General features: G+C 71.8%; 23 protein-coding genes. 5 read left to right on the forward strand and 18 right to left on the reverse strand.

Annotation, left to right across the window (positions count from 1 at the left end; translation table 11 throughout):
* Positions 1 to 189: 189 nt before the first annotated feature.
* A complete protein-coding gene (locus tag AB0G52_RS10280; RefSeq protein WP_132891639.1) occupies positions 190 to 882 on the reverse strand; it encodes a metal-dependent transcriptional regulator in 693 nt (230 codons plus the stop codon).
* Between the two features lie 224 nt (positions 883 to 1,106).
* On the opposite strand from AB0G52_RS10280, the gene AB0G52_RS10285 reads away from it, so the two are divergent.
* The gene (locus tag AB0G52_RS10285) at positions 1,107 to 1,862 is read left to right on the forward strand and encodes an SIS domain-containing protein (RefSeq protein ID WP_361335590.1); all 756 of its coding nucleotides are present in this window, start codon (positions 1,107 to 1,109) and stop codon (positions 1,860 to 1,862) included.
* Positions 1,863 to 1,902: 40 nt separating this feature from the next.
* Here AB0G52_RS10285 and AB0G52_RS10290 read toward each other — a convergent pair whose 3' ends face one another.
* The 3 genes from AB0G52_RS10290 to AB0G52_RS10300 form a co-directional block, all read right to left on the reverse strand.
* A complete protein-coding gene (locus AB0G52_RS10290; RefSeq protein WP_132891641.1) occupies positions 1,903 to 3,312 on the reverse strand; it encodes a PAS domain-containing protein in 1,410 nt (469 codons plus the stop codon).
* Positions 3,313 to 3,426: 114 nt separating this feature from the next.
* The gene (locus AB0G52_RS10295) at positions 3,427 to 3,711 is read right to left on the reverse strand and encodes a GNAT family N-acetyltransferase (protein ID WP_361335593.1); all 285 of its coding nucleotides are present in this window, start codon (positions 3,709 to 3,711) and stop codon (positions 3,427 to 3,429) included.
* Positions 3,693 to 3,845: a hypothetical protein gene (locus AB0G52_RS10300; protein WP_165939486.1), complete on the reverse strand. Its 153-nt coding sequence runs from the start codon at positions 3,843 to 3,845 to the stop codon at positions 3,693 to 3,695. The genes AB0G52_RS10295 and AB0G52_RS10300 overlap by 19 nt, the downstream gene beginning before the upstream one ends.
* A 311-nt stretch (positions 3,846 to 4,156) precedes the next feature.
* On the opposite strand from AB0G52_RS10300, the gene iscB reads away from it, so the two are divergent.
* Entirely contained in the window at positions 4,157 to 5,602 is a 1,446-nt protein-coding gene (gene iscB / locus AB0G52_RS10305) for an RNA-guided endonuclease IscB (protein WP_361335596.1), read from the forward strand.
* A gap of 267 nt (positions 5,603 to 5,869) precedes the next feature.
* On the opposite strand, the gene pdxH is transcribed toward iscB, so the two are convergent.
* Positions 5,870 to 6,508, reverse strand: a complete 639-nt coding sequence (gene pdxH, locus AB0G52_RS10310; RefSeq protein ID WP_132891697.1) for a pyridoxamine 5'-phosphate oxidase — start codon at positions 6,506 to 6,508, stop codon at positions 5,870 to 5,872.
* Positions 6,509 to 6,727: 219 nt separating this feature from the next.
* Here pdxH and AB0G52_RS10315 point away from each other — a divergent pair, with 219 nt between their 5' ends.
* Positions 6,728 to 7,828, forward strand: coding sequence for a citrate synthase 2 (locus AB0G52_RS10315; RefSeq protein WP_132891643.1), 1,101 nt, complete (start codon positions 6,728 to 6,730; stop codon positions 7,826 to 7,828).
* Between the two features lie 122 nt (positions 7,829 to 7,950).
* Here the strand turns inward: AB0G52_RS10315 and AB0G52_RS10320 are convergent, their stop codons facing one another.
* Genes AB0G52_RS10320 through AB0G52_RS10355 form a run of 8 tightly spaced genes read right to left on the reverse strand, consistent with a single transcriptional unit; the run spans position 7,951 to position 18,075 of the window.
* Positions 7,951 to 8,577 carry a TetR/AcrR family transcriptional regulator gene (locus AB0G52_RS10320; RefSeq protein ID WP_132891644.1) on the reverse strand — a complete coding sequence of 209 codons (627 nt, stop codon included), beginning with the start codon at positions 8,575 to 8,577 and terminating at the stop codon, positions 7,951 to 7,953.
* Positions 8,565 to 9,299, reverse strand: coding sequence for an enoyl-CoA hydratase family protein (locus AB0G52_RS10325; protein ID WP_132891645.1), 735 nt, complete (start codon positions 9,297 to 9,299; stop codon positions 8,565 to 8,567). Before AB0G52_RS10325 ends, AB0G52_RS10320 begins: the two co-directional genes overlap by 13 nt.
* The gene (locus tag AB0G52_RS10330) at positions 9,296 to 10,894 is read right to left on the reverse strand and encodes a 4-coumarate--CoA ligase family protein (RefSeq protein WP_132891646.1); all 1,599 of its coding nucleotides are present in this window, start codon (positions 10,892 to 10,894) and stop codon (positions 9,296 to 9,298) included. Before AB0G52_RS10330 ends, AB0G52_RS10325 begins: the two co-directional genes overlap by 4 nt.
* A 25-nt stretch (positions 10,895 to 10,919) precedes the next feature.
* A complete protein-coding gene (locus tag AB0G52_RS10335) occupies positions 10,920 to 12,086 on the reverse strand; it encodes an acyl-CoA dehydrogenase family protein (RefSeq protein ID WP_132891647.1) in 1,167 nt (388 codons plus the stop codon).
* 55 nt (positions 12,087 to 12,141) lie between these two features.
* Positions 12,142 to 13,986, reverse strand: coding sequence for a biotin carboxylase N-terminal domain-containing protein (locus AB0G52_RS10340; RefSeq protein ID WP_361335601.1), 1,845 nt, complete (start codon positions 13,984 to 13,986; stop codon positions 12,142 to 12,144).
* A gap of 8 nt (positions 13,987 to 13,994) precedes the next feature.
* Positions 13,995 to 15,593 carry a carboxyl transferase domain-containing protein gene (locus tag AB0G52_RS10345; protein ID WP_132891649.1) on the reverse strand — a complete coding sequence of 533 codons (1,599 nt, stop codon included), beginning with the start codon at positions 15,591 to 15,593 and terminating at the stop codon, positions 13,995 to 13,997.
* Complete coding sequence (locus AB0G52_RS10350) at positions 15,590 to 17,284, reverse strand: acyclic terpene utilization AtuA family protein (protein ID WP_132891650.1); 1,695 nt, start codon at positions 17,282 to 17,284, stop codon at positions 15,590 to 15,592. The genes AB0G52_RS10345 and AB0G52_RS10350 overlap by 4 nt, the downstream gene beginning before the upstream one ends.
* On the reverse strand, positions 17,281 to 18,075 hold the full coding sequence (locus AB0G52_RS10355) for a TIGR03084 family metal-binding protein (RefSeq protein WP_132891651.1): 795 nt from the start codon (positions 18,073 to 18,075) through the stop codon (positions 17,281 to 17,283). The genes AB0G52_RS10350 and AB0G52_RS10355 overlap by 4 nt, the downstream gene beginning before the upstream one ends.
* A 190-nt stretch (positions 18,076 to 18,265) precedes the next feature.
* Here AB0G52_RS10355 and AB0G52_RS10360 point away from each other — a divergent pair, with 190 nt between their 5' ends.
* Both AB0G52_RS10360 and AB0G52_RS10365 read left to right on the forward strand, forming a co-directional pair.
* Positions 18,266 to 19,330: a permease gene (locus AB0G52_RS10360; RefSeq protein WP_361335606.1), complete on the forward strand. Its 1,065-nt coding sequence runs from the start codon at positions 18,266 to 18,268 to the stop codon at positions 19,328 to 19,330.
* Complete coding sequence (locus tag AB0G52_RS10365; protein WP_361335609.1) at positions 19,327 to 20,082, forward strand: TIGR03943 family protein; 756 nt, start codon at positions 19,327 to 19,329, stop codon at positions 20,080 to 20,082. The genes AB0G52_RS10360 and AB0G52_RS10365 overlap by 4 nt, the downstream gene beginning before the upstream one ends.
* On the opposite strand, the gene AB0G52_RS10370 is transcribed toward AB0G52_RS10365, so the two are convergent.
* From AB0G52_RS10370 to AB0G52_RS10390, 5 genes are all read right to left on the reverse strand, one after another.
* Complete coding sequence (locus AB0G52_RS10370) at positions 20,052 to 21,146, reverse strand: EamA family transporter (RefSeq protein WP_361335612.1); 1,095 nt, start codon at positions 21,144 to 21,146, stop codon at positions 20,052 to 20,054. The genes AB0G52_RS10365 and AB0G52_RS10370 overlap by 31 nt on opposite strands.
* A 200-nt stretch (positions 21,147 to 21,346) precedes the next feature.
* Complete coding sequence (locus AB0G52_RS10375; protein WP_361335615.1) at positions 21,347 to 22,234, reverse strand: hypothetical protein; 888 nt, start codon at positions 22,232 to 22,234, stop codon at positions 21,347 to 21,349.
* Between the two features lie 141 nt (positions 22,235 to 22,375).
* Positions 22,376 to 24,430, reverse strand: coding sequence for an ABC transporter ATP-binding protein (locus AB0G52_RS10380; protein WP_361335618.1), 2,055 nt, complete (start codon positions 24,428 to 24,430; stop codon positions 22,376 to 22,378).
* Between the two features lie 93 nt (positions 24,431 to 24,523).
* A complete protein-coding gene (locus AB0G52_RS10385; protein WP_358974206.1) occupies positions 24,524 to 24,658 on the reverse strand; it encodes a hypothetical protein in 135 nt (44 codons plus the stop codon).
* Between the two features lie 249 nt (positions 24,659 to 24,907).
* Positions 24,908 to 25,675, reverse strand: a complete 768-nt coding sequence (locus tag AB0G52_RS10390; protein WP_361335805.1) for a metallophosphoesterase family protein — start codon at positions 25,673 to 25,675, stop codon at positions 24,908 to 24,910.
* Positions 25,676 to 25,844: the final 169 nt, after the last annotated feature.

Consider the following 25,844-nt stretch of genomic DNA (forward strand, 5'->3'; position numbering starts at 1 on the left):
TGATCGGCGCCGCCGGGGGGATTTCTTCTGCGGGGGACGGACCGCTCGGGGAAAACGGTCCGAGGGGATGACCCTGGGAGCTCGGGGCTCCGGGTCAGCACTGGGGAGGACAGGCCCCGGCGCCGAAAGGCGCCGGGGCCAAACCCATGCCCGCCGCCACGTCTTCGGGGCACCCTGCCCGCCCCTCGCTCAGCGCTTGGCGACGAACACGTGGGAGGCCACGACCGACTCCAGCTCGGCCGCCTCACCGCCGCTGCCCACCAGCACCCCGCCGGCCGACTCCGTCACGCTCACCACCGAACCGGGCTGCACACCCGCCCGCCGCAGCGTGTACATCAGCTGCGCGTCGGTCTGGATGGGCTCACCGATCCGGCGTACCACCACCGTCTTGCCGTCCGTGCCCGGATCCAGGTCGGCCAGCGACACCATGCCCTCGTCGAGGAACGGGTCGGCGCCGTCCTTCTCGCCCAGCTCCTCCAGACCGGGGATCGGATTGCCGTACGGCGACTCGGTCGGATGCCGCAGCAGCTCGAGCACCCGCCGCTCCACCGCCTCGCTCATCACGTGCTCCCAGCGACACGCCTCGGCGTGCACCTGCTCCCACTCCAGGCCGATCACGTCGACCAGCAGGCACTCGGCGAGCCGGTGCTTGCGCATCACGCGCGTCGCCAGCCGACGGCCCTCGTCGGTCAGCTCCAGATGACGGTCGGAGGCGACGGACACCAGCCCGTCCCGCTCCATCCGCGCCACCGTCTGGCTCACCGTCGGCCCGCTCTGGTCGAGCCGCTCCGCGATGCGGGCGCGCATGGGGACCACGCCTTCCTCTTCGAGCTCGAGGATGGTGCGGAGATACATCTCCGTGGTGTCGATCAGTCCGGACATACGTGCCCCTCGATTACCTCTGCCGACGGCCCGGCCGCGTGCGCCGGCCCTGAAACCAATTCTGCCGGATCCCACTGACAACCGGGCCGCACCGGAAAAACGGAGCGGCCCGGCAGCAGCGGCCACACCCCGCCGGCCCACCGGCCGTATTGACACCGAGATGGTCCAGACCGGAGGGTGATCCGCGACACAGACGCTGACGCCGACCGTGCAAAGGGGCCCGTATGAGCGACGGCACGCCCGCCGACCTGTTCCTCGACGCCGCCATCGGCCTCCTGCAACGGGTTCGCGACGAGGAGGCCGAGGCCATCGCCACCGCGGGCACCCTCCTCGCCGACACCGTCGCGGCCGGCGGCAGGCTGTTCGCCTTCGGCGCCGGGCACTCCTCGCTCCCCGCCCAGGACCTCGTCTACCGCGCGGGCGGCCTCGCCCTCATGAACCTGCTGTCCGCTCCTGGCCTCGTCGGCGTCGACGTGGTGCCCGCCACCCTCGGCTCCCGCCTCGAACGCGTCGACGGCCTCGCCACCGCCGTCCTCGACACCTCACCCCTGCGCGCCGGCGACACCCTCGTGATCATCTCCCTCTCCGGCCGCAACGCCCTGCCCGTCGAGATGGCCGTCGAGGCCCGCCGCCGCGGCGCCCGCGTCATCGGCGTGACCTCCGTCGCCTACGCCGGACAGACCACGTCACGGCACTCCTCCGGCACGTACCTCAAGGACCACTGCGACGTCGTACTCGACTCGAAGATCGCCGTCGGGGACGCCGAACTGACCCTCGACACCATCCCGGCACCCTTCGCGCCCGCCTCCACCGTCGTCACCAGCGCCCTGCTCCAGGCGGTCCTCGCCACCACCGCGGCCACCCTCGCCGACCGCGGCCTCGAACCCCCACTGCTGCGCTCGGGCAACGTCGACGGCGGCCACGAATGGAACGCCCGGGTGTTCGCGGAGTACGCCGACCGCATCTTCTACCAGCAGTGACGCCCTCCGGCGCACCTTCCCCCGCCGCCGAGGGCCGGCGCTAACGCTGCTGCGCCAGCCCCGCCAGATCCAGCGCCGCGGCGATGCGCACGGCCACGTCCTCCGCGTAGACCGCGTCCAACCGCTCGAAACGACTACGCCCCGGCCCCCGCAGGAACGTCAGCACACCCAGCGTCCGCCCCCGGCTGCGCAGCACCGCACACATGGCGTGCACCGCGTCACCGGGCCACTGCCGGTCCAGCGCCCACGCCCGCGCCCGGTCCGGCGGCACCTCCCCGGCATCGGCCCGCACGCTCCCCGCCCGCGCCACGCACTGCAACGCCGGATGCCCCTCCTCGTACCGCACCGGCAGCCCGGCCGCACCCGTCAGCAGGCTCGGCCCCGGCGCCCCGGTGGGCGTGGTGACGATCCGCACCAGCCGCACCGGACCCGCCTCCCCGTCCGCACGGGCACCGCCCACCACCCGGTCGATCACCGCATGGTCGGCGAACCCCGCCAGCGCGAAGTCGAGATGCACGGTGGCACCCTCCGCCGGGTCCTCGCACTCCGCGGCCGCACGGGCCGCACGGTGCAGCTGGTTGGCCCGGAACCGCAGCACGGCCGCCTCCTGCTCGGCGAGCCTGCCCTCCGTGACGTCCTGGAACAGCCAGCCCACCCCCAGCGGAACCGGCTCCTCCGCGAGCGGTGAGGCCAGCCGCAGGAAACCGGACCGCCAGCACCGCCGCTGCTCGCCCTCCGGCGTCCGCACACTCACCCACATCTCGGCCGGCGCCGGCGGCGCGCCCTCGGCCAGCACGTGCGTGAGCGCACCCTCCAGGTCCTCCACACCCTGCGCGAGCAACTCCCCGAGCGGCCGCCCCAGCGCCGACGAACGCCCGATGCCGAGCGCCCGCGCGGCATGCGCGTTGACCACGGCAGGCCGCAGATCCGCGTCGACGAGCACGACACCCCAGGCCGCGTCCTCGAACAGGGCCTCGCTCAGCGCGATCGACCGCTCCAGGTCGATCTGCGTGTGCACCTCGCTGAACGCGCAGTACACGCCCGCCGGCTTGCCGTCGGGACCGCGCACGGCCGCCGACTGGGTCCGTACGAGGACCCGCCCGCCGTCCTTCGTCAGCAGGGCGAACTCGTGCACCTGCCGTCCTGAGGCGTGCATGGCGGCCATCAGCCGCCCCTCGATCTCCTCGGCGTCCGCCTCGCGCACCGCCCACCCGGCGAACCCGCGCCGGCCCACCGCCTCGGCCGCCGTCCAGCCCAGGATCCGCTCGGCCTCACGGTTCCAGTGGGTGACGAAGCCGTCCGCGTCGAAGGCGCACAGGGCCGCGTCCATACCGTCGAGGAGCGCGGCGAGCAGGTCGGAGCCGCCCGAGTCCTCCGGAGCGCCCCGCTCCGGCTCGGGCTCGTCGGGCCCCAGCTCGTCCGTGGCCCCACTACGCCGGGAAGCACTCACCTGGACCCCCATCAGGCTCACTCACAGTCCTACATTCAACTCGAACGTGACGCAGCCCACACTGTGTTCCCGCAAGATTGAGGCAATCGTTGCGACCCACCGCCCGCCGCCCCCTCACAGCGCGAGCCGCAGATCCACCCATTCGTCACGCTCCCCGTCGAGCACATACCGCTCCACCTCGGCAAACCCGCACCGCGCGGCGAACCGCAACCCGTCCCCCTGCCCGCGCGCGTACCCGAGCGCATGCTCGTACAAGGCCGCCCCGAGCCCCCGCCGCCGAGACTCCGGCAACACCCGCGCGATCACCGTCACCACCCCACCGACGACACGCTGCACGGTCGAGCACCCCACCGGAACCCGCTCACGCCTCACCCTCCGACTCAGAAACCGATCAGCCACCGCCGCAGGAAAGCACGGTCACCTAGGGCTAGCAGGCAAATCACGTGCGCGTTCGGGAAAACGGCGAGATCCGCATTAACGAGCGACCCCGGTTCGATCAAGGCACCAACTGCGGTCTGGATCAGTACCTTCATGTGCACACCGAAGAAGGGAGGTCACTCGCTTCCCAGCCGCAAGGCCGTCGAGTGACCAGCCCCAGTCATCACGATCGCAGGATCAGGGAGGTGCCCCGATGACTACGTTTCCCGCAGGCGAGCAGACCCACCAGGCTGTGCTTCCTCAGCAGCCTGCTCTGGAATCCGTGAGAGCAGACACCCCCGGAAGCAGGGACGAAACGGCTCACGGACACCCCGCCCCGGCGCGGGGCACCGGCAGGGAACATGGGCGAGGGGAGACCGACCGGGCCGGCACCAAGGCCCGTCGGCGACACGCCGAGCGCGCCGCCATGGTGGCGCAGGCGGCAGAGAACGGGAGCGGTGACGCTCCCACACATCCACCGGAATACGCGGGTGGAAGCGGTGACAGCAGAGTCTTCGTCCTCTCCAAGGACGGACACCCGCTCATGCCCTGCCACCCGGCCCGCGCCCGCGAACTCCTCCGGAAGGGGCGAGCGGTCGTCGTACGGCAGACGCCCTTCGCCATCCGGCTCAAGGACCGCACACGCGCCCAATCGACTGTCGACGGCTTGCAGCTACGCATCGACCCCGGCTCCAAAGGCACCGGACTCGCCCTCACCGACGAGAAATGGGAGACCGGCGCAGACAGCCGTGTCGTCACCGTCCGGCGCGGAGTCTTCTCAATGGAGCTCCAGCACCGGGGCGACCAGATCCACCACAGCATGGGGCAACGCGCCGGATACCGCCATCGACGGCGCTCCGCAAACTGCCGCTACCGAGCACCGCAGTCCAACAACCGTGTCGTCGCCAAGGGCTGGCTCCCGCCATCCCTTCGCCACCGTGTCGACACCACGTTCTCCCAGGTCAACCGCCTCTGCCGCTACGCACCCATCACCGAGATCCACCTCGAACGCACCGCCTTCGACACCCACTCAATGAGCGCGGGACGCCGCCTCCACGGCGCGGAACCCACCCAGGGCCCACTCGCCGGAAGCACCGCACGCACGTACCTCCACGCCAGGTGGAAGAGCGCCTGCGCCTACTGCGACGCCACCGGCGTTCCCCTGAACATCGACCACGTACGGCCCCGCAGCCAAGGCGGCTCGAACCGCATCACCAACCTCGTCCTCGCCTGCCTCCCCTGCAACAAGGCCAAGGACAACCGCTCGGTCGAGTCCTTTCTCGCCCACCGCCCAGACCGACTCGCCAAGATTCTTGGCCAGCTAAAAGAACCTCTGCGGGACGCCGCCGCGATGAACTCGACGCAGGCACGACTCATGGAAGCGTTGGAAACGCTGGGCCGACCCGTGCATGCCTGGCCCGGCCGCCTCACCATGGCCAACCGCCTGACAACCGGCCTTAGCAAGACACACACCCTCGACGCACTGTCCGTCGGCCACCTCGACCACGAAAGCGGAGACGCGATCGTACGGTTCCCAGAACAGGTCCTGATCACAAAGGCCACGGGACGCGGCTCATACGCACGCACCACACCCGACCGGTACGGATTCCCACGCCTACGGCGCTCCCGTACGAAGCAGCACTTCGGGTACGTCACCGGGGATCTCGTCCGCGCCATCGTTCCCTCGGGCAAGTGGACGGGTGCATGGTCCGGGCGCATTTCCGTGCGAGCCAGGGGACAGCACAGCCTCGCCACGCCCCAAGGCCGCCTCAATGTCTCGCACTGGAATCTGCGACTTCTACAGCGGGGTGACGGGTACGGCTACAGCACCCAGCGTGAAGCGTCTCCGCAAGCACCTCTGAAAAACAGTTGAGTCCTTCCCCGCAGCTTCTTAAAGTGGCCCTACGTGAGAAGGGAGGTGATCGGGTACATGAGTGAAACCCGGACGCGCGAGGTGGCTGCGGGCTAGCGGCTCGCCACCACACGATGTGCGGTGCCGGACCGGCGTGCACTGGATGCACGCAGCCGGCCTAATCCAACGCAGTCACCCGACCCGTGAGCTCGCCGGTACGTCCGGCCGGCTCCTCCGCCGAGGCGGAGGGACCCGAGCTCGCGGGTCGTCTGCGTTTACGGGGTCCGGTCAGGGGCTGAGGCGTTCCACGCGCCAGGTGGCGTCCGGGGTGGCCGTGTAGCGGAGGCGGTCATGGAGTCGGTTGAAGCGGCCCTGCCAGAACTCGACCGTCTGGGGGGCGATGCGGAAGCCGCCCCAGTGCGGGGGCACGGGGACCTGCTCGCCCTCGGGGTAGCGGGCACTGAGTTCGGCGTAGGCGGCGTCGAGTTCGGCGCGGGAGGGGATGACCGCGGACTGGGTGCTGGCCCAGGCGCCGAGCTGGGAGCCGTGCGGGCGGGTGCGGAAGTAGGCGGCGGTCTCGTCGCGGCCGGTGCGGCGGGCGGTGCCGGTGACGACGACCTGGCGCCCGATGGGATGCCACGGGAAGAGCAGTGCCACGTGCGGGTTCTCGGCGAGGTCGCGGGCCTTGCGGGAGCCGTAGTTGGTGTAGAAGACGAAGCCCTGACGGTCGTACTGCTTCATCAGGACCGTGCGCGAGCTGGGGCGGCCGTGGGCGTCGGCGGTGGAGACGATCATCGCGTTGGGTTCGTAGATCATGCCGTCGTCGGCCGCCCGAACAGCGTGCCGGAACCAGTGGGTGAACTGGTCCATCGGGTGTGCGGCCAGGTCGCTCTCGTCGAAGCCCTCGGCCCGGTAGTGCTGGCGCATCGCGGCGGGGTCGTGGAGGGAGTCGTCGTAGTCGTCGTCGTAGTCGTCGGAGGCGGTGTCGTCGTCACGGTCGATCACGCGGTCATCTTGCCGTACCGCTCCGGGCGACCGCAGTGAGCGGCATCGAAAGGTGGCACTGAGTGCCGCTGGGCTCCCCAATTCTGGCACTCGGAGTTATGGTGACGTTGCCTCCGCCCACCTCACTTGAGGAGCCGCCCCATGTCCGACTTCGTACCCGGGCTCGAAGGAGTCGTCGCGTTCGAGACGGAGATCGCCGAACCGGACAAGGAGGGGGGCGCCCTGCGCTACCGGGGCGTCGACATCGAGGATCTGGTCGGGCACGTCTCCTTCGGGAACGTGTGGGGGCTGCTGGTCGACGGGGCCTTCAATCCGGGGCTGCCGCCCGCCGAGCCCTTCCCCATCCCCGTCCATTCGGGTGACATCAGGGTGGATGTGCAGTCCGCGCTCGCCATGCTCGCCCCCGTGTGGGGGCTCAAACCGCTCCTCGACATCGACGCGGCGCAGGCCCGGGACGACCTCGCGCGGGCCGCGGTCATGGCCCTGTCGTACGTCGCCCAGTCCGCGCGCGGGCAGGGGCTGCCGATGGTGCCGCAGCGGGAGATCGACAAGGCGCACTCGGTGGTCGAGCGGTTCATGATCCGGTGGCGTGGGGAGCCGGACCCGAAGCACGTCGCGGCCGTGGACGCGTACTGGACCTCGGCCGCCGAGCACGGCATGAACGCCTCGACGTTCACGGCCCGGGTCATCGCCTCCACCGGCGCGGACGTCGCCGCCGCGCTGTCGGGTGCGGTGGGTGCCATGTCGGGGCCGCTGCACGGCGGTGCGCCGTCCCGGGTGCTGGGGATGATCGAGGAGATCGAGCGGACCGGGGACGCGGAGGCCTACGTCAAGCAGGCTCTGGACCGCGGTGAGCGGCTGATGGGGTTCGGGCACCGGGTGTACCGGGCGGAGGATCCGCGGGCGCGGGTGCTGCGGCGGACGGCGCGGGAGCTGGGGGCGCCGCGGTTCGAGATCGCGGAGGCGTTGGAGAAGGCGGCGCTGGAGGAGCTCCACAACCGTCGGCCGGACCGGGTGCTCGCCACCAACGTCGAGTTCTGGGCGGCGATCATGCTGGACTTCGCACAGGTGCCGGCGCACATGTTCACGTCGATGTTCACGTGTGCGCGGACCGCCGGGTGGTCGGCGCACATCCTCGAACAGAAGCGGACGGGGCGGTTGGTGCGGCCGTCGGCGAAGTACGTGGGGCCGGGGGCGCGGAAGCCTCAGGACATCGAGGGGTACGGGGACATCGCCCACTGAGGTGCGTCTCGGGAGGTGTGGGCGGGTGCGGGTGCGTGGGGGCTTGTCGCGCCCACGCGGCGGTAGCCGGGGATCGGACACGGCCCCGCGCCCCTGAAGGCGGGCCCTTCGGGCCCTGCTTTTCATCCCAGCGTCTCCTCCAGCAGTGCCGCCCACTGTGTCACCACTCGTTCCCGTCGCGCCCTGTCGTCCGTCAGGAGGTTCGCCAGGCCCAGGCCTCTTGCCATGTCCAGGAGGCCCTGGACCGTCTCCCGGGTGCCGGGGCGGGTCTCGTCGGCGTTCAGGAGGTCGACGGCGATGCGGTGGGTCTCGCGGCCGACGCGGGCTTCGAGTTCGGTGACCCGGGGGCGGAGCTGGTCCTCGTTGGAGGCGGCGACCCAGAGGTGGAGGGCGGCGCGGAAGAGGGGGCCGGTGTAGAGGTCGACGAGGGCCGAGACGACGGCCCTGCGGTCGTCGGCCGCGCCCTGTGGGAACAGGGCGCGCAGGGCCGTGGAGCGTTCCTCGGCGACGTACTCGACGGCCGCGGTGAAGAGGTCCTCGCGCGTCGGGAAGTGGTGCTGGGCGGCGCCCCGGGAGACGCCGGCGCGTTCGGCGACGACGGCGACCGTGGAGCCCGCCCAGCCGTGTTCGGCGAGGCAGGCCACGGCGGCTTCCAGGAGGCGTTGCCGGGTGGCCCGGCTGCGGTCCTGTTTGGGGGCGCGGTCCGGTTGGGGGCCGCGTGCGCGTTCCGTCGTACTCACACCACCCATGCCGCGTCCCGTCGTTCGAGGAAGGCCGTCATCCCCTCGTGTGCGTGGTCGGAGGAGAACAGCCGGGCCGAGAGTGCGGTCAGGTGGGCCGCGTCCCGGTCGAATGTCTCCAGCACCCTAGCCGTGAGCAGCTGTTTCGTCGCGGCCAGGGCCTGGGGTGCGGAGCGGCGCAGGCCGTCGAGGACGGGTGCGAGGGCGGTGTCGACGTCGTCGGCCGTGGTGGTGAGCAGGCCGAGGCGGACGGCTTCGGCGGGGGTGAAGCGTTCGCCGGTGAGGTAGTAGCGGGCGAGGGTCCGGGGGTCGGTGCGGGGCAGCAGCGGGAGGGAGATGACGGCGGGGGCGACGCCGATCCGCACCTCGGTGAAGGCGAACGTCGAATCGGTGGACGCGGCGGCGATGTCGCAGGCGGCGAGCAGGCCGAGGCCGCCCGCGCGGACGTGGCCGGTGACCCGGGCTACGACCGGTCTGGGCAGTTCGACGATCTGGCGGAGCAGGCCGACCAGGGCGTCGGGGTGGGGCGGGTCGCGCAGGTCGGCGCCGGCGCTGAACGTCGTACCGGTGTGGGTGAGGACGACCGCGCGGACGTCGGGGTCCTTCGCGCAGTCGGTGAGGGCTTCGGCGAGTTCGGTGACGAGGGCGGCGGACAGGGCGTTGCGGGTGGCGGTGGCGTCGAGGCTGAGGGTGGTGACGGCGCGGGTGCGGGTCTGTCCGATCGAGGTCACGGGCCCTCCTGGGGTTCCCCGGTGGTCTTCGCCAGGTCGCGCAGTGCGCGGCGGAGGATCTTCCCGGAGGCCGCGCGGGGCACCGCGGTGACGAAGGTGACCTTGCGGACGCGTTTGTAGGGTGCGACGCGTTCGGCGACGTACAGCATGGTCTCGTTCTCGGTGAGGCCGGCGGCGGTGGGCTGGCGGACGACGAAGGCGTGCGGGATCTCGTTGCCGTCCTCGTTGTAGGCGCCGATGACGGCGGCGTCGGCGATGCCGGGGTGGGTGAGCAGGAGTGCCTCCAGTTCGGCGGGGGCCACCTGGAACCCCTTGTACTTGATGAGCTCCTTGACCCGGTCGACGACGAACAGCCAGCCGTCGGCGTCCGTGTGGCCGACGTCCCCGGTGTGCAGCCAGCCGTCGGGGTCGATCAGGGCGGCGGTGTCGTCGGGGCGGCCGAGGTAGCCCTTCATCACTTGGGGGCCGCGGATGAGGATCTCGCCGGGTTCGCCGGTGGCGACGTCCTTGTCGGGGTCGTCGAGTGACACGATCCGCATCTCGGTGCTCGCGATGAGTCTGCCGACGGTGCCGGGGGGTGCCTGGTGCATGGCGTCGAGGGGGACGACGTGGGTGCCGGGTGACAGTTCCGTCATGCCGTAGGCCTGGCCGACCGGGGGCAGTCCCAGCCGTCGCGAGCAGGCGGCGGCGAGCCGGGCGTCCAGGGGTGCGGCGGCGCTCATGACGTACTTCAGGGACGTCAGGTCGTACTGCTCGACGAGGGGGTGCTTGGCGAGGGCGAGGACGATCGGCGGGGCGACGTACAGGCCGGTGATGCGGTGGTTCTGGATCGCCGCGAGGAAGGTCTCCAGGTCGAAGCGGGGCAGGACGACGACGGTGGCGCCCTTGCGCAGGGGCGCGTTCATGAGCGCGGTGAGGCCGTAGATGTGGAAGAGGGGCAGGACGGCGAGGATGCGGTCGCCGGGGCCCGCCGGGACGGGGGCGTCGAGCTGGGCCAGGTTGGTGGCGATCTGCCGGTGGGTGAGCATCACGCCCTTGGGGACTCCGGTGGTGCCGGAGGAGTACGGCAGCGCGGCGACGTCCTCGACGGGGTCGATGTCGATCTGTGGCTCGGGGGCGTCGGTGGCGAGCATGTCGATGAGCGAGCGGTGGCCGGTGGCGCTGTCGCAGACGAAGATCTCCTCGATCCCGCCCGCGAGTTCGGCCGCCCGGCGGGCCGTCTCCAGCAACGGCGAGACGGTGACGATCCAGCGGGCCGCGGAGTCCCCCAGCTGTTTGGCGAACTCCTCCGGGGTGGCGAGGGGGTGCACGGTGGTGACGGCGGCGCCCGCGCGGGTGGCCGCGTAGAACGCGGTCGGGAAGGCGACCGTGTTGGGGCTGTGCAGGGCGAGGACGTGGCCCTTGCGGACGCCGGCGGCGGCGAGCGCGGCGGCGACCCGCCGGTGGAACCGGTCCAGTTGTGCGTAGGTGAGGGTGGTGCCGTCGGTGCCGTCGATCAGGGCGGGTGCGTCGCCGAACTCGGCGGCCCGGCCCAGTACGGCCTCGTGGATGGGGAGTTCTACGGGCGGAACGTCTGCGTACTCGCTGCGGAACACGGTTCCTCCAAGACGGCCTTGAGCCTCAGTACGACTTGGGCAGGCCGAGGGTCTGGTGGGAGACGTAGTTGAGAATCATCTCCCTGCTCACCGGAGCAATACGAGCCACGCGCGCGGCCGTTATCAACGAGGCGAGTCCGAACTCGCGGGTCAGGCCGTTGCCGCCGAGGGTGTGCACGGCCTGGTCGACGGCGCGTACGCAGGCCTCCCCCGCCGCGTACTTCGCCATGTTGGCGGCCTCACCGGCGCCGGCGTCGTCCCCGGCGTCGTACAGGTGCGCCGCTTTCTGCATCATCAGGCGGGCGAGTTCGAGGTCGATGTGCGCCTGCGCGAGCGGGTGGGCGATGGCCTGGTGGGCGCCGATGGGGGTCTTCCAGACGGTGCGGTCGCGGGCGTACTCGATCGCCTTGGAGAGGGCGTGGCGGCCCATGCCGATCGCGAACGCGGCCGTCATGATGCGCTCCGGGTTGAGGCCGGCGAAGAGCTGGAGGAGGCCGGCGTCCTCGTCGCCGACGAGCGCGTCGGCGGGCAGCCGTACGTCGTCGAGGGTGAGTTCGAACTGTTTCTCGGCGGCGTTGAGTTCCATGTCGATGGGGCGTTTCTGGAAGCCTTCGGCGTCCGTGGGGACGATGAACAGGCAGGGCTTGAGGCGTCCGGTGCGGGCGTCCTCGGTGCGGCCGACGATCAGGACGGCGTCGGCGATGTCGACGCCGGAGATGAAGACCTTGCGGCCGGTGAGCAGCCAGTCGCCGCTCGCCGGGTCGCGGCGGGCGGTGGTGGTGATGCGGTGGGAGTTGGAGCCGGCGTCGGGTTCGGTGATGCCGAAGGCCATGAGGAGCGAGCCGTCGGCGAGGCCGGGGAGCCAGGTCCGCTTCTGGTGGTCGGTGCCGAAGCGGGCGATCACCGTGCCGCAGATGGCGGGTGAGACGACGAGCATGAGGAGGGGGGAGCCGGCTGCGCCGAGTTCCTCCAGGACGATGGAGAGTTCGGTGATGCCGCCGCCTCCGCCGCCGTGTTCCTCCGGGAGGTTGACGCCGAGGTAGCCGAGTTTTCCGGCCTCCTGCCAGAGTTCGGTCGGGGGGCGGCCTTCGGCGATGGTGCGGGTGAGGTAGGTGCGGCCGTACTTGGCGCCGAGGGTGGCCGCCGCTGCGCGGAGTGCCTTGTGTTCGTCGGTTTCGATCTGGGGGGTCACTGGGGCTCCTTCGGGTGCGGGTTGTGTGTGGTTGCTCGCGCAGTTCCCCGCGCCCCTATCGGGGCGCTTGTACTACCGCCAGTAGGGAGCCGGGCTGCACCTGTTGGCCGGTGGTCACCCGCAGCTCGCTCAACGTCCCTGTCACCGGTGCCGTGATCTGGTGCTGCATCTTCATCGCCTCCAGCCAGAGGAGGGGCTGGCCGGCCTCCACGGCGGCGCCCGCCTCCAGGCCCTCCGCCACCCGTACGACCGTCCCCGGCATCGGGGCCAGCAGCGACCCCGGTGCCAACTGGGCCTCGGCGTCGGGGAAGCGGGGCAGGGCGGTGAGGACGGTGTTGTTGACGTGGACCTGGTCGCCGTACCGGGCCACCTCGAACTTCCGGCGGGCGCCGTCGATGTCGAGTACGACGCGACGCGCGTCGGCGTGCACGACGTGTACGCCGTCCGCCGTGAGGCCCTCGCGGGTGTGCCGGTAGTGGGCCTCGTGCTCCTCGCCGGCCATCAGGTAGCGCTTGGTCACCGGTTGGGAGGGGACGTTGCGCCAGCCGCCGAAGCGGGAGCGGCCGTGGGCGTCCGCCAGGGCGGCGACGAGGGGGGCGTGCGGGTCGGGGGCGGGTGCCGTCAACTCGGTGAGGTGGCGGTCGTAGAAGCCGGTGTCCATGCGGGCTTCGGTGAACTCCTCGTGGCGCAGGGAGCGGACGAGCAGATCGCGGTTGGTGGTGGGGCCGTGGAGGGTGGCCTGTTCCAGCGCGTGGGCCAGTTTGCGCAGGGCCTCGGCGCGGGTGGGGGCGTGCGCGACCGCTTTGGCGAGCATCGGGTCGTAGTGCACGCCGATCTCGTCGCCGTCGGTGTAGCCGGTGTCCAGGCGGACGGAGGCGGGGACGGCGAGGCGGTGCAGGGTGCCGGTCTGGGGCGCCCAGTCGTGGGCGGGGTCCTCGGCGTAGAGGCGGGCCTCGATCGCGTGGCCGCGTGCGGGCGGCGGGTCGAGGGGCAGGGCGTGGCCCTCGGCGACGCGGAGCTGCTGCGCCACCAGGTCGATGCCGAACACGGCCTCGGTGACGGGGTGTTCCACCTGGAGGCGGGTGTTCATCTCCAGGAAGTGCGCCTTTCCGTCGGCGACGAGGAACTCGACGGTGCCCGCGCCGACGTACGCGACGGAGCGCGCGGCGCGCACGGCCAGCGCGTACAGCTCCTTCACCAGGCCGTCCGGGAGTCCGGGTGCCGGTGCCTCCTCGATGACCTTCTGGTGTCTGCGCTGGAGGGAGCAGTCGCGGGTGCCCAGCGGCCAGACCGTGCCGTGGGCGTCGGCGAGGATCTGCACCTCGACGTGGCGGCCGGACTCCAGGTACGGCTCGACGAAGACCTCACCGTCCCCGAAGGCGCTCGCCGCCTCGGCGCGTGCGCTCTCCAGGGCGGCGCTCAGCTCGTCGAGGCGGCGCACGACGCGCATGCCGCGCCCGCCGCCGCCCGCGGCCGCCTTCACCAGAACCGGGAGGTCGGACGGGGTGACCTCGCCGAGCGGTGGGATGCCCAGCAGTTCCTTGGCGCGGGTCTTGGACGCCATCGCCTCGATCGCCTCGGGCGGCGGGCCGATCCAGACCAGGCCGGCGTCGAGGACGGCGCGCGCGAAGTCGGCGTTCTCGGAGAGGAAGCCGTAGCCGGGGTGCACGGCGTCCGCGCCGGCGGTCACGGCGGCCTTCACCACCAGGTCGGCGCGGAGGTAGGTGTCGGCGGGGGTGGCGCCCGGCAGCCGTACCGCGGTGTCGGCCAGGCGGGCGTGCCGTGCGTGCTCGTCGGCGTCGGAGTGCACGGCGACGGTCCTGATGCCGAGGTCGGCGCAGGTGCGGAAGATCCGGCAGGCTATCTCGCCGCGGTTGGCGACCAGCAGGGTCGAGATCACGTGTTCCCTCACATCCGGAAGACGCCGAAGCCGCCGCGCGCGCCTTCGTAGGGGGCGGTGTGGATGGCGGACAGGGCGACGCCGAGGACGGTGCGGGTGTCGCGGGGGTCGATGACGCCGTCGTCGTAGAGCCGCCCGGACAGGAACATCGGGAGCGACTCGGACTCGATCTGCTGCTCGACCATGGCGCGCAGGGCCGCGTCGCCCTCCTCGTCGTACGGCAGGCCCTTGGCGGCGGCCGACTGGCGGGCGACGATCGACAGCACGCCGGCGAGCTGCTGCGGGCCCATGACGGCGGACTTGGCGCTGGGCCAGGCGAACAGGAAACGGGGGTCGTAGGCGCGGCCGCACATGCCGTAGTGCCCGGCGCCGTAGGAGGCGCCCATGAGGACGGAGAGGTGCGGGACGCGGCTGTTGCTGACCGCGTTGATCATCATGGCGCCGTGTTTGATGATCCCGCCCTGCTCGTACTCCTTGCCGACCATGTATCCGGTGGTGTTGTGGAGGAACAGCAGGGGGATGTCGCGCTGGTTGGCGAGCTGGATGAACTGGGCGGCCTTCTGCGACTCGGCGGAGAACAGGACGCCCTGGGCGTTGGCGAGGATGCCGACGGGGTAGCCGTGCAGGCTCGCCCAGCCGGTGACGAGGCTCGTCCCGTACAGCGGCTTGAACTCGTCGAAGTCGGAGGCGTCGACGAGGCGGGCGATCACCTCGCGCGGGTCGAAGGGGATCCTGAGGTCGCCGGGGACGATGCCGAGGAGTTCCTCCGGGTCGTACGTGGGCGGTTCGGCGGGGCCGGGGTCGGGGTGGGCCTTGCGGTGGTTGAGGCGGGCGACCACCCGGCGGGCCTGGCGCAGCGCGTCCGGTTCGTCCACGGCGAAGTAGTCGGCGAGGCCCGACACGCGCGCGTGCATCTCGGCGCCGCCGAGTGACTCGTCGTCGCTCTCCTCGCCGGTGGCCATCTTCACCAGGGGCGGGCCGCCGAGGAAGACCTTGGCCCGCTCCTTGACCATGATCACGTGGTCGGACATGCCGGGGACGTAGGCGCCGCCGGCGGTCGAGTTGCCGAAGACGACGGCGACGGTGGGGATGCCGGCGGCCGAGAGCCGGGTGAGGTCGCGGAAGATCGCGCCGCCCGGGATGAAGATCTCCTTCTGCGAGGGCAGGTCGGCGCCGCCGGACTCGACCAGGCTGATGCAGGGCAGCCGGTTGGCGAGGGCGATGTCGTCGGCGCGCAGGGCCTTCTTCAGTGACCAGGGGTTGCTGGCGCCGCCGCGCACGGTCGGGTCGTTGGCGGTGATCAGGCACTCCACGCCCTCGACCACGCCGATCCCGGTGACGAGCGAGGCGCCGACGGCGTGGTCGCTGCCCCAGGCGGCCAGCGGGGACAGCTCCAGGAACGGCGTGTCGGGGTCGAGGAGCAGTTCGATGCGCTCGCGGGCGAGGAGTTTGCCGCGGGCCCGGTGCCTCGCGACGTACTTCCCGCCGCCGCCCGCGAGGGCCTTGGCGTGCTCGGCCTCCAGATCGGCGAGCTTGGCGAGCATGGCGTCGCGGTTGGCCCGGAAATCAGGGGAGTTCGTGTCGAGGGTGGTCTCGATGACCGTCACAGCAGAGCCTCCGGGATGTCCAGGTGGCGGGAGCGGAGCCATTCGCCGAGGGCCTTGGCCTGGGGGTCGAAACGGTGCTGGGCGGCCACGCCCTGGCCGAGGATGCCCTCGACGGTGAAGTTGAGGGCGCGGAGGTTCGGGAGCAGGTGCCGGGTGACCGGCAACTCGGCGGTCTCGGGGAGCAGTCGGCGGAAGGTCTCGACCGTCAGGGTGTGCGCGAGCCAGCGCCAGGCCTCGTCCGAGCGCACCCAGACGCCGACGTTGGCGTTCCCGCCCTTGTCCCCGCTGCGGGCGCCCGCGAGGAGCCCGAGCGGTGCCCGCCGGGTGGGGCCGCCGGCCGGGTACGGCTCGGGCGGGGGCGGTTCGGGCGGGTCCTGGAGTACGAGGGTGTCCTGGGCCGGCGGCACAGGGATCCGTCGCCCGTCGTGGAGGACCGCCACATGGGGCACGTCGCCCTGGGGGACGTACACGTCCTCGAAGACCCCGTAGGGTGCGCCCTTCCCCGGTGGGGCGAGCACATGGAAGCCGGGGTAGCTGGCGAGCGCCAGTTCCACCGCGGCTCCGGTCAGCGCCCTTCCGACCGTCTCCTGGTCCCGGTCCCGGACGACGAGCCGGAGCAGCGCGCCGGCCGTCTCCTCGGTGTCCGCGTCGGGGCGGTCGGTGCGCGCCAGCTCCCACGTGACACCGGACGGAGGGGACTTGGCGAGCGCGTCGGCCATCTGCTCCCGCACCAGTGCGGCCTTCGCCTCGATGTCCAGGCCGGTGAGGACGAAGACGACCTCGTTGCGGAAGCCGCCGAGCCGGTTGCGGCCGACCTTGAGGGAGGGGGGCGGTGACTCGCCCCGGACACCCTCGATCCGCACCCGGTCGGGGCCGTCCTGGCCGAGCCGCACGGTGTCGAGGCGGGCGGTGACGTCGGGGCCCGCGTACCGGGCGCCGCCGGTCTCGTAGAGGAGCTGGGCGGTCACCGTGCCGACGTCGACGAGACCGCCGGTGCCGGGGTGCTTGGTGATGACGCAGCTGCCGTCCTCGTGGAGTTCGGCGAGCGGGAAGCCGGGGTGCCGCAGGTCCCGGCCCGCGGCCGTCGCCTCGGAGAAGAACGCGTAGTTGCCGCCGGTGGCCTGCGTCCCGCACTCCAGCACGTGCCCGGCGACGACGGCGCCCGCGAGCCGGTCGTAGTCCTCCGGGCGCCAGCCGAAGTGGGCGGCGGCGGGGCCGGTGACCAGGGCCGCGTCGGTCACCCGGCCGGTGACCACGATGTCCGCGCCGGCCCGCAGGCACTCGGCGATCCCGAAGCCGCCGAGGTAGGCGTGGGCGGCGAGGCTGCCGGGGTGGGCGGCGGTGAGGTCGTCGCCCTCCACATGGGCGACGCGCACACCGATACAGAGCCGGCCGGCCAGTTCCCGTACGGCGTCGGCGAGTCCGGCGGGGTTGAGGCCGCCCGCGTTCGTGACGATCCGCACACCCCGCTCCTGGGCCAGGCCGAGGCAGTCCTCCAGCTGGCGCAGGAAGGTGCGGGCGTATCCGGCGCCGGGATCCTTGAGCCGGTCCCGGCCCAGGATGAGCATGGTCAGCTCGGCGAGGTAGTCACCGGTGAGGACGTCGAGTTCACCGCCGGTGAGCATCTCGCGCATGGCGCCGAAACGGTCGCCGTAGAAGCCGGAGGCGTTGCCTATGCGGAGGGGGGTCACGCGGAGCCGCCCTTCGGGGTGCGGCCGGGGCCGGGCGGGCCCGCGAAGGCCTGGGCGATGTCCAGCCAGCGGTCGGCGTCGGGGCCGACGGTTTCGAGGGCGAGGTCGGCGCGGTGGGCGCGCTGGGTGACCAGGAGGCAGAAGTCGAGGGCGGGGCCGCTGACCCGGTCGGCCGCGTCCTCGGGGCCGTACGTCCACAGGTCGCCCGACGGAGCGGTCAGTTCGACGCGGAACTCCTCGAACGGCACGGGCAGTCCGTGCACGCCGAAGGCGAAGTCGCGGGTGCGTACACCGAGCCGGGCGATGTGCCGGAGGCGGTCGGTGGGGGCGCGGGTCACGCCCAGCGCGTCCGCGATGTCCAGGCCGTGCGCCCAGGTCTCCATGAGGCGCGCGGTGGCCATCGAGGCGACCGACATAGGGGGGCCGTACCAGGGGAAGCGGGCGCCTGCGGGTGCCGCGCGCAGTGCCTGGTCGAGGGCCTCCCGCCCGGCCCGCCAGTCCGCCAGCAACCGGGCGGGGGGCTTGGCGGCGCCCTCCTCCGCCCCGTTGTCCACGAAGTCCCCGGGCGCGGTCAGCGCTTTCTCGACCTCGCGGGCGAAGGCGTCCTGGTCGGTCACGGCCAGCAGCGAGGAGTGGTCGGTCCAGGCGAGGTGGGCGATCTGGTGGGCGACGGTCCAGCGGGGCGCGGGGGTGGGCAGGGCCCACTGCTCGGTTCCCGACGCGGCCACCAGCCGGTCGAGTTCCTCGCTCTCCGCACGCAGGTCGTCGATGACGGGCGTCGGATCGGACATGGGGAGGAGCATGGCAGCGCCCCTCAAAACAATCAAGCGTGCTTGCATTGATTTCGGCGGACGGCCCTTGGCGACCTCCGGGGTGATCCTGGGGCATCCCTTGGGGCGGTCCGGTGGGGCGACGGCGGCCCTATGCCCTATGTTCGAGGCGAACATCCGGCGATGGAGTGATGTGCGAGGCGTACGGGGCGTGCGGAGGACTGATGAACTCGCCGTGGGGGCGGAGGCGACGGCCGTCGTAGCGCCCACGGCGAGCGGTGGCCCGGTGGACACGGCGGCCGAGGACCCGCCCTCGCGGGAGCTCCCCCGGTTCTGGCTCCTCGTCCTGGTGGCCGCCGCCGTCCTGCCCGGCACCGCCCTCTTCCTCGTCGGTCAGGGCGTGAGCAAGGCCGCGTTGCAGGCCTGGCAGACGGTGTGTCTCGCCGTGATCGTGCAGGCGACCCCGTTCCTGCTGCTCGGTACGGCCCTGTCGGGGGCGATCAACGCGTTCGTGCCGGAGCGGGTGTTCACGCGGCTGCTGCCGGAGCGGCCCGCGCTGGCCGTGCCGGTCGCCGGCATCGCGGGTGTGGTGCTGCCGGGCTGCGAGTGCGCGTCGGTTCCGGTGGCCGGCTCCCTGATCGGGCGTGGCGTCACCCCGGCCGCCGCGTTCGCGTTCCTGCTCTCGGCGCCCGCCATCAACCCGGTCGTGCTGACCGCCACCGCCATCGCCTTCCCCGGCACCCCCCTCATGGTGCTGGCCCGGCTGGTCGCCTCGCTGGTGACCGCGGCCGTGATGGGCTGGCTGTGGCTGTGGCTGGGCCGGGAGGAGTGGCTGCGGCCCGCCGTACGGCACACCGGGCACCAGCCGGGACACCATCGGTGGACGGAGTTCCGGCGCGCCTTCCAGCACGACTTCCTGCAGGCCGGCGGGTTCCTGGTGGTCGGCGCCATGGCCGCGGCCACGTTCAACGTGGCGGTGCCGCGCTCGGTGCTCGACACCTTCTCCGGTTCGCCGTGGCTGTCGGTGCTGTTCCTGGCCGCACTGGCGGTCATCCTCGCGGTGTGCTCGGAGGCGGACGCGTTCGTGGCGTCGTCGCTCACCGGCTTCTCGCCCACCGCCCGGCTGACGTTCATGGTGGTCGGCCCGATGGTCGACCTGAAGTTGATCGCCTTGCAGGCGGGCACGTTCGGCCGGGCCTTCGCGGCCCGCTTCTCGGCCGCCACGACGGTGGTCGCGGTCCTGTGCAGTGTGCTGGTCGGAGGGATGCTGCTGTGAGACGTCCGCTCCAGGTGATCCTGCTGGTCCTCAGCGGCCTGGGTCTGCTGCAGTCCGCCCTCTTCACCGACATGTGCCTGCGGTACGTGAAGCCGGGGATGCGGCCGTTGCTGATCGTGTCCGGTTTCGTGCTGCTGGTGCTGGGCGTCGCGGAGGCGGTGGCACGGGAGGGACGCACGGGGCCCGGCGGTCACGGTGCCGCGCAGGAGGGTCACGACTCCCACCACGGTCACGACCACGCGGCCGTCCCCCGGGTCGCCTGGCTGCTTCTGCTGCCCGCGCTCAGCCTGCTCTTCTACGCCCCGCCGGCGCTCGGCGCCTACACCGCTTCGCGGCAGCCCGCCAAGGTCGTGGCGGAGCAGGACAGCTTCGCCCCGCTGCCGAGGAGCTCGCCCCTGCCCATCACCCTCACGGACTTCACCACCCGGGTGCAGCAGGACCGCTCACTGGCCATCAGGGCACGGACGGTGCAGATGAGCGGACTGGTCACGCCCGCCGCCTCGGGCGGGAGCTGGTACCTGACGCGGATCATCATCTCCTGCTGTGCGGCCGACGCGCAGTCCGTGAAGGTACGGATCTACAGCAACGGCATGCCGCCCGCCAACACCTGGGTGTCGGTCACGGGGAACTGGCATCCCGGCGGGAAGCTGGGCACGAAGACCGCGCCGGTCGCGCTGGACGCCCAGACGGTGAAGAAGATCCAGCGCCCGGCGAACGGCTATCAGGACGCGCTGCCGTTCCCGTCCGCCTGAGAACCCACCGCCGGGACGGCCTGAGAGCCACGCACGGGCTCCGGTCGTACGCCGGCGACCTGCTCCGGCTGGGCGCCGATCACCGGCACCGCCTCCGCCCGGGGACCGGCGGCCGGCCGACGGCGGCCGCGGCCCACCTGACTGCGGACCGCGCCGATGCTCGCCGCGATGACGAGGGCGATGGCGGCCGCTTCGGTGGCGGTGAGGGCCTGGTCGAGGACGAGGAAGCCGGCCGTGGCGGCGAGCGCCGGTTCCAGGCTCATGAGGACGGCGAAGGTGTGGGCGGGCAGGCGCCGCAGGGCGAGGAGTTCGAGGGTGTAGGGCAGGACGGAGGAGAGGATCGCCACCGACGAGCCGAGGGCGACGGTGGTCGGGTCCAGCAGCCTGGTTCCGGCGGAGGCGATGCCCAGCGGGAGGAAGAGCAGGGCCGCGACCGCCATGGCCAGGGCGAGGCCGTCGGCCTGCGGGAAGCGGCGGCCGGTGCGGGCGCTGAAGATGATGTACGTGGCCCACATGGCGCCCGCGCCCAGGGCGAAGGCGACGCCCACGGGGTCGAGGTCGCCGAAGCCTCCGCCGCCGAGGAGGAAGACCCCGCCCAGCGCGAGGCCCGCCCAGAGCACGTTGATGAGGCGCCGGGAGGCCAGGACGGAGAGGGCCAGCGGGCCGAGGACCTCCAGGGTGACGGCGGTGCCCAGCGGGATGCGGTCGACGGCCTCGTAGAACAGGCCGTTCATCGCGCCCATGGTGATGCCGAAGACGACGACCGTGCCCCAGTCGGCGCGGGAGTGGCCGCGCAGCCGGGGCCGGCAGACGACGAGCAGGACCACGGCGGCGGCGAGGAGCCGCAGGGTGACCACGCCGAGCGCGCCCGCCCTGGGCATCAGGGTCACCGCGAGGGCACCGCCGAACTGCACGGAGATCCCCCCGGCCAGCACCAGACCGACGGGACCGAGCGAGCCCAGCCGACCTGGGGTTCCCGCGGCGGCGGACGGGGGCGCGGGAGTGGGCGTCGGCTGCGGGGTGCTGGGGGTGGCCACGGGCGTTCCAGGGGACTCGTCGTTCATCGCGATGCACTGTTCAGTCCAGAGTAATGGACCTGGACAGGCGCGTGAAGCCCTTATGGGACTGTCCCGGCCGCATTCCGCCCGAACCGTCCCTCTTCTCGCAGGTCACCCATGACGCACGGCCCGGCAGCGAATCGTTTCGCCGCCGGGCCGTGGCCGGATGGAGCCGCTCCCGGAGAGGGCGCGGTTCACGGAAAGGGTTACCTGACGTCGACGTAGTCGCCGGCCGCCGTGGTGGCGCCGGTGGTGGCGTTGGTGGCGAAGGAGTAGCGGTAGTAGCCGTCGACGGTCGCCTTGGTGGTGGTCTTCAGGGCGCCGCCGGTGCCGGCGGTGATGGTCTTGAGCGTGGTGTAGGTGTTGCTGCCCTTTTTGCGGAACTGCAGCTGCACCTTCCGCGACGCGTAGCCGGTGTACTTGCCGGTGTTCCAGTCGGCGCGCGTCAGCTTGCCGGTGACGGTGATGGTCTTGCCCTTCTTCACCGGCTCCGGGGTGGCGTCGGCGGTCAGCTTGGACGCCTTCTTGATCTTGCCGGTGCCGACGTTGTCGTCGAAGCTGGCGCTCGCGTTGAGGTCGTAGCCGCCGAGGGCGAGCTTCCAGGTGCCGGCGACGCCGTTGTTCTTCAGGTCGGTGGCCGCGTGGATGTTGAAGACGGCCTTGCAGCTGTACACGCCGGTCTGGGTGGTCGACTCGGTGCAGACCGGGTCGTCGTCGGTGCCCAGGGCGCCGGTGATGGTGTCCGTGCTGGAGGGGTCGGTGCCCTGCCAGAGGAAGGCCTCCGTGAGTGCGACACCGCTGGAGCTGGTGGCGGTGTAGGTCGCGGTGACGGACTTGTTGGTGGTGGTGCCGAGGACGATGTCCTTGCCGCCGTTGACGACACCCTTCGAGAAGGTGATGGTCCCGATCCCGGTCTTCGGACGGACGGTCCGCGCGGAGTTCGCGGCGTGCCCGGCGGACACGGACTTCGCGGAGAAGGAGCCGAGCCGCGCCTTCGCGCTCGGACCCGACGCCGCCTGGGCGGCCACCGGGACGACGAACGCGGACAGTGCGACCGCACCGGACAGAGCGGTGGCCGCGACACGCATACGCATGTGAATCCCCCTGGGATGGCGAGGGGCCCGGCGGGTCGCCCCCGGCCGAGCCCATTGGCGTACGCAGCCTACGAACCAAGTGGAGGACTTTTGAAGATCCCCTGTGCAATAGGTGTGTAACAAGGCGCGTCTGACGGTCACTCACCCGAGGTGCGGCCCGTCCGCGGCCCAGCCGCCGGGCCAGGGCTCCGCCTCCGGGTGGGCTTCGTGGGCGGCCTGGGGCCACAGCCCCGCGGCCGCGTACCCGTCGTGGGCGTCGTAGCCGTTGCCGTTGCCGTACGTGTTCCCGTACGGCTGCGCGTGGGCGTACCCGTCGGCCTGTGCCGTCGGGGCGCTGTACTCGGCGAACAGCGGCAGGCGCAGTTCGCCGGTGTCCATGATCGCGTTGTTCTGGGAGCGGTGCAGCCGGGAGTAGGCGCCGCCGCGGGCGAGGAGTTCGTCGTGGCGGCCGGTCTCCACGATCCGGCCGCCGTCGACGACGAGGATGCGGTCGGCGTCGGGGGCGAGGTTGAGGTCGTGGGTGATCATGATGGTGGTACGGCCGGTCATCAGGCGGCGCAGCGGCTTGACGACGCGGCGCGCGGCCATCGCGTCCAGGCCGGTGGTCGGTTCGTCGAGGACCAGCACCGGGGCGTCGCGCAGGATCGCGCGGGCGATGGCCAGGCGCTGGAGCTGTCCGCCGGAGAGCCGGGCCGAGTTGGGGTCGACCTTGGTGTCGTAGCCGTCGGGGAGCCGGACGACGAAGTCGTGCGCGTCGGCCGCCCTCGCGGCGTCCTCGATGGCCTGGTCGCTGGCGCCGGGCCGGCCGCAGGCGATGTTGGCGCGGACGGTGTCGTGCAGGACGAGGGTCTCCTGGGGGAGGAGAGTGACGAACTCGCGCAGGCGGGCGAGGGGGAAGTCGCGGAGGGGGACGCCGTCGAGGAGGATCTCGCCGCTGTCCGGGTCGTAGAAGCGGAGCAGCAGCTTGGAGACGGTCGACTTGCCGGCGCCGCTCGGGCCGGTGATGATCACGAGTTCGCCGGGGCTGACGGTGAAGGACAGGCCGTCCAGTGCGGTCCGGTCGGCGCCGGGGTAGCGGAAGCCGACGTCGTGGACCTCGACGGCGCCGTCGGGCCGGCCGGAGTCGGTGCCGCGGCGGGGATCGGTGACCGAGGGCCGCACGTCGAGGATCTCGATCAGCCGCTCCGCGCCCGCCGTGGCGGCGGTGACGGTGAGGCCGAGCTGGGCGAGGCCGCGCACGGGCGGGTAGAGGTAGCCGAGGAAGGCGGAGAAGGCGAGGAGCTGGCCGAGGGTCATGCGGCCGGTGGAGATCTCCCAGGCGCCGATGCCGATCACCGCGAGGACGCAGACGGTCTCGATGACCGCGACGAGCTGCTGGTAGGCCTCGTTGAGACGGGTGGAGCGGACGGAGGCGCGGAACCAGGCGTTCGCCTCCTCGTTGAGGCGCCGGCGTTCGGCGTCCCGGCGGTCGTAGGCCTGGGTGAGCACGATGTTGCCGAGGGACTCCTCGACGACGGACGTGATGGCGCCGTCGGCGACCCGGCCCTGCCTGGACACGTCCTTGATGGAGCCGGCGAAGCGGCGCGCGGCCAGCCAGAACAGCGGGGCGAGGACGAAGGTGGCGGCGGCCAGGTCCCAGCGCAGCCAGAACGCGGCGGCGGCATAGAAGACCGCGCTGAACAGGGCGGACGCGGCACCCACGAGTCCGGACACGACCAGGGTCTCGATGGTGTCGACGTCACTGGTCAGCCGGGACAGCAGGTCGCCCTGACGGTGGCGCTGGAAGAAGTGCGGGGGCAGTTGCTGGACGTGGTCGAAGACCTGTTCGCGCAGCCGCATGACGAAGCGTTCGGTGGTCCAGGCGGCGAGGGAGTTGCCGGCGTACGCGACGACCGCGCCGGCGATCGCCACGCCCAGCCACTGGGCCGCCGGGCTCCAGAAGGCGTTCAGCGAGCCCTTCTGCAGGGCGTGGTCGGTGAGGTCGCCGAAGAGGAGGATGGCCTCGGTCTCGGCGAGGGCGGCGATCACCGTGCACACCCAGACGATCACCAGCCAGCGGCGCAGGCCTCTGGTGAGCGGCCAGAAGCGGCGGAACGCGGTGCGGGCCGGAATGGTGGGCGTGTGTTCGTCGCCCTCGTCGTCTGCGTCGCCCTCCTCGTATTCGTATTCTGCGCTCCCACTCTCCTGCACGCGCATTGCACACCACCTCCGCCCATCGGCACCGGAATGACTGGAATTCTGGAAGCGAAAAGGACCGACGGCGAACCGTCGGCCCTTTTCAAAAATGCGTCAGTCGTCCTGACCCGGGCCCTGGATGGGCTTCGGGGCCGGCTTCGGAGCCCTCTTCTTGGGCTTCGGCGGCGGGGGCGGGGGCAGCTGCTTCTTGGGCTTGGGGGGCAGCGGGGCGAGCTTCTTGAGGCTCATTCCGACTCCTTGAGAGTTCGTAGTGCAAGTGGTGCGAATGGTGCGAGAATTCTCTGGGGCAACGTACGGGGATTTCGGATCGTCATCCTCGGCAATCCCCGCCGCCCGACATCGATGAACCTACACGGCCCAGATCCCAAGCGACGGCAAATTAGGCTCGCCAACGGCAAACTAGTGCTGTGAATACCTGGGTAACAGCTGTATAACGGCCCCGAACCTGAGAGTTCTCTTGAGAAGCTGAGAGCCGGCTTAAGAAGCGGCGCCCGCCGCACGCCCGTCCTTCGGGGTCCAGGCCGTCAGCACCTCCGCGTCCGTCGCGCGGGCGTGGAGGAAGTAGTCGGCCCACTGAGCGATCTCCGGGTAGGCGCACTCCCGCACCAGGCGGGCCACCGCCGTCGCCGTGTCGTACGGCGTGACGCGCAAATCCGTGCCGGGGCCGAGGAGGCACCAGTGGGCGCCGGGGCGGCCGTAGGGCATGCCCACACTGCCGGGGTTGACGACCAGACGGCCGTGGGCGAGCCGGACGTAGGGCATGTGGGTGTGGCCGCAGACGACGGTGCCGATGTCCGGGTCGAGGGCGGCGAGGACCTCCGCCCAGCGGTCCAGGGGCGAGTCGACCAGGACGATCTCCTCGTCGTCGCGGGGGGTCGCGTGGCAGAACAGGACGCGGCCGAGGCCCCGGACGCCGAGGGTCGCCGTGCCCGGCAGGGCGGCCAGGAGGTCGACCTGGGCCTCGGTCAGCGCGTTCGCCGCGAACACGCCGATGGGGTCCGGGATCTCCGTACGCTCGCCCCTGCGGTACTCCACGAGTTCCCGGTCCGCGTTCCCCGACAGCCACAGCACCCGGTCACCCAGCTCGCGCAGCCTGTCGATCACCGCGGCGGGTTGCGGGCCCGCCGTGATGTCGCCGGTGAGGACGATGCGGTCGGCACCGGCCACGTCCGGCTCCGCCAGGACCGCCTCCAGCGCCGACAGCACCCCGTGGACGTCGGAGAGGACCGCCACTCGGTCCACCACCTGGTCCGCCGCCCGCTCCGCCGTCCGGTGCGGCTCTCTGCCCTGTGCCGTCATTCCCGCACCCCCCGCATACCGTCGTACAAACCCACAAGTCCAGGGCGTGGCGATATCTCGTCTCATCGAACGGACACGGTTCCGTCCCGTTTCTCCCAACGGATACCCTCCGAGT

This window comes from Streptomyces sp. NPDC021562, assembly GCF_040640875.1.
Classification (GTDB): domain Bacteria; phylum Actinomycetota; class Actinomycetes; order Streptomycetales; family Streptomycetaceae; genus Streptomyces.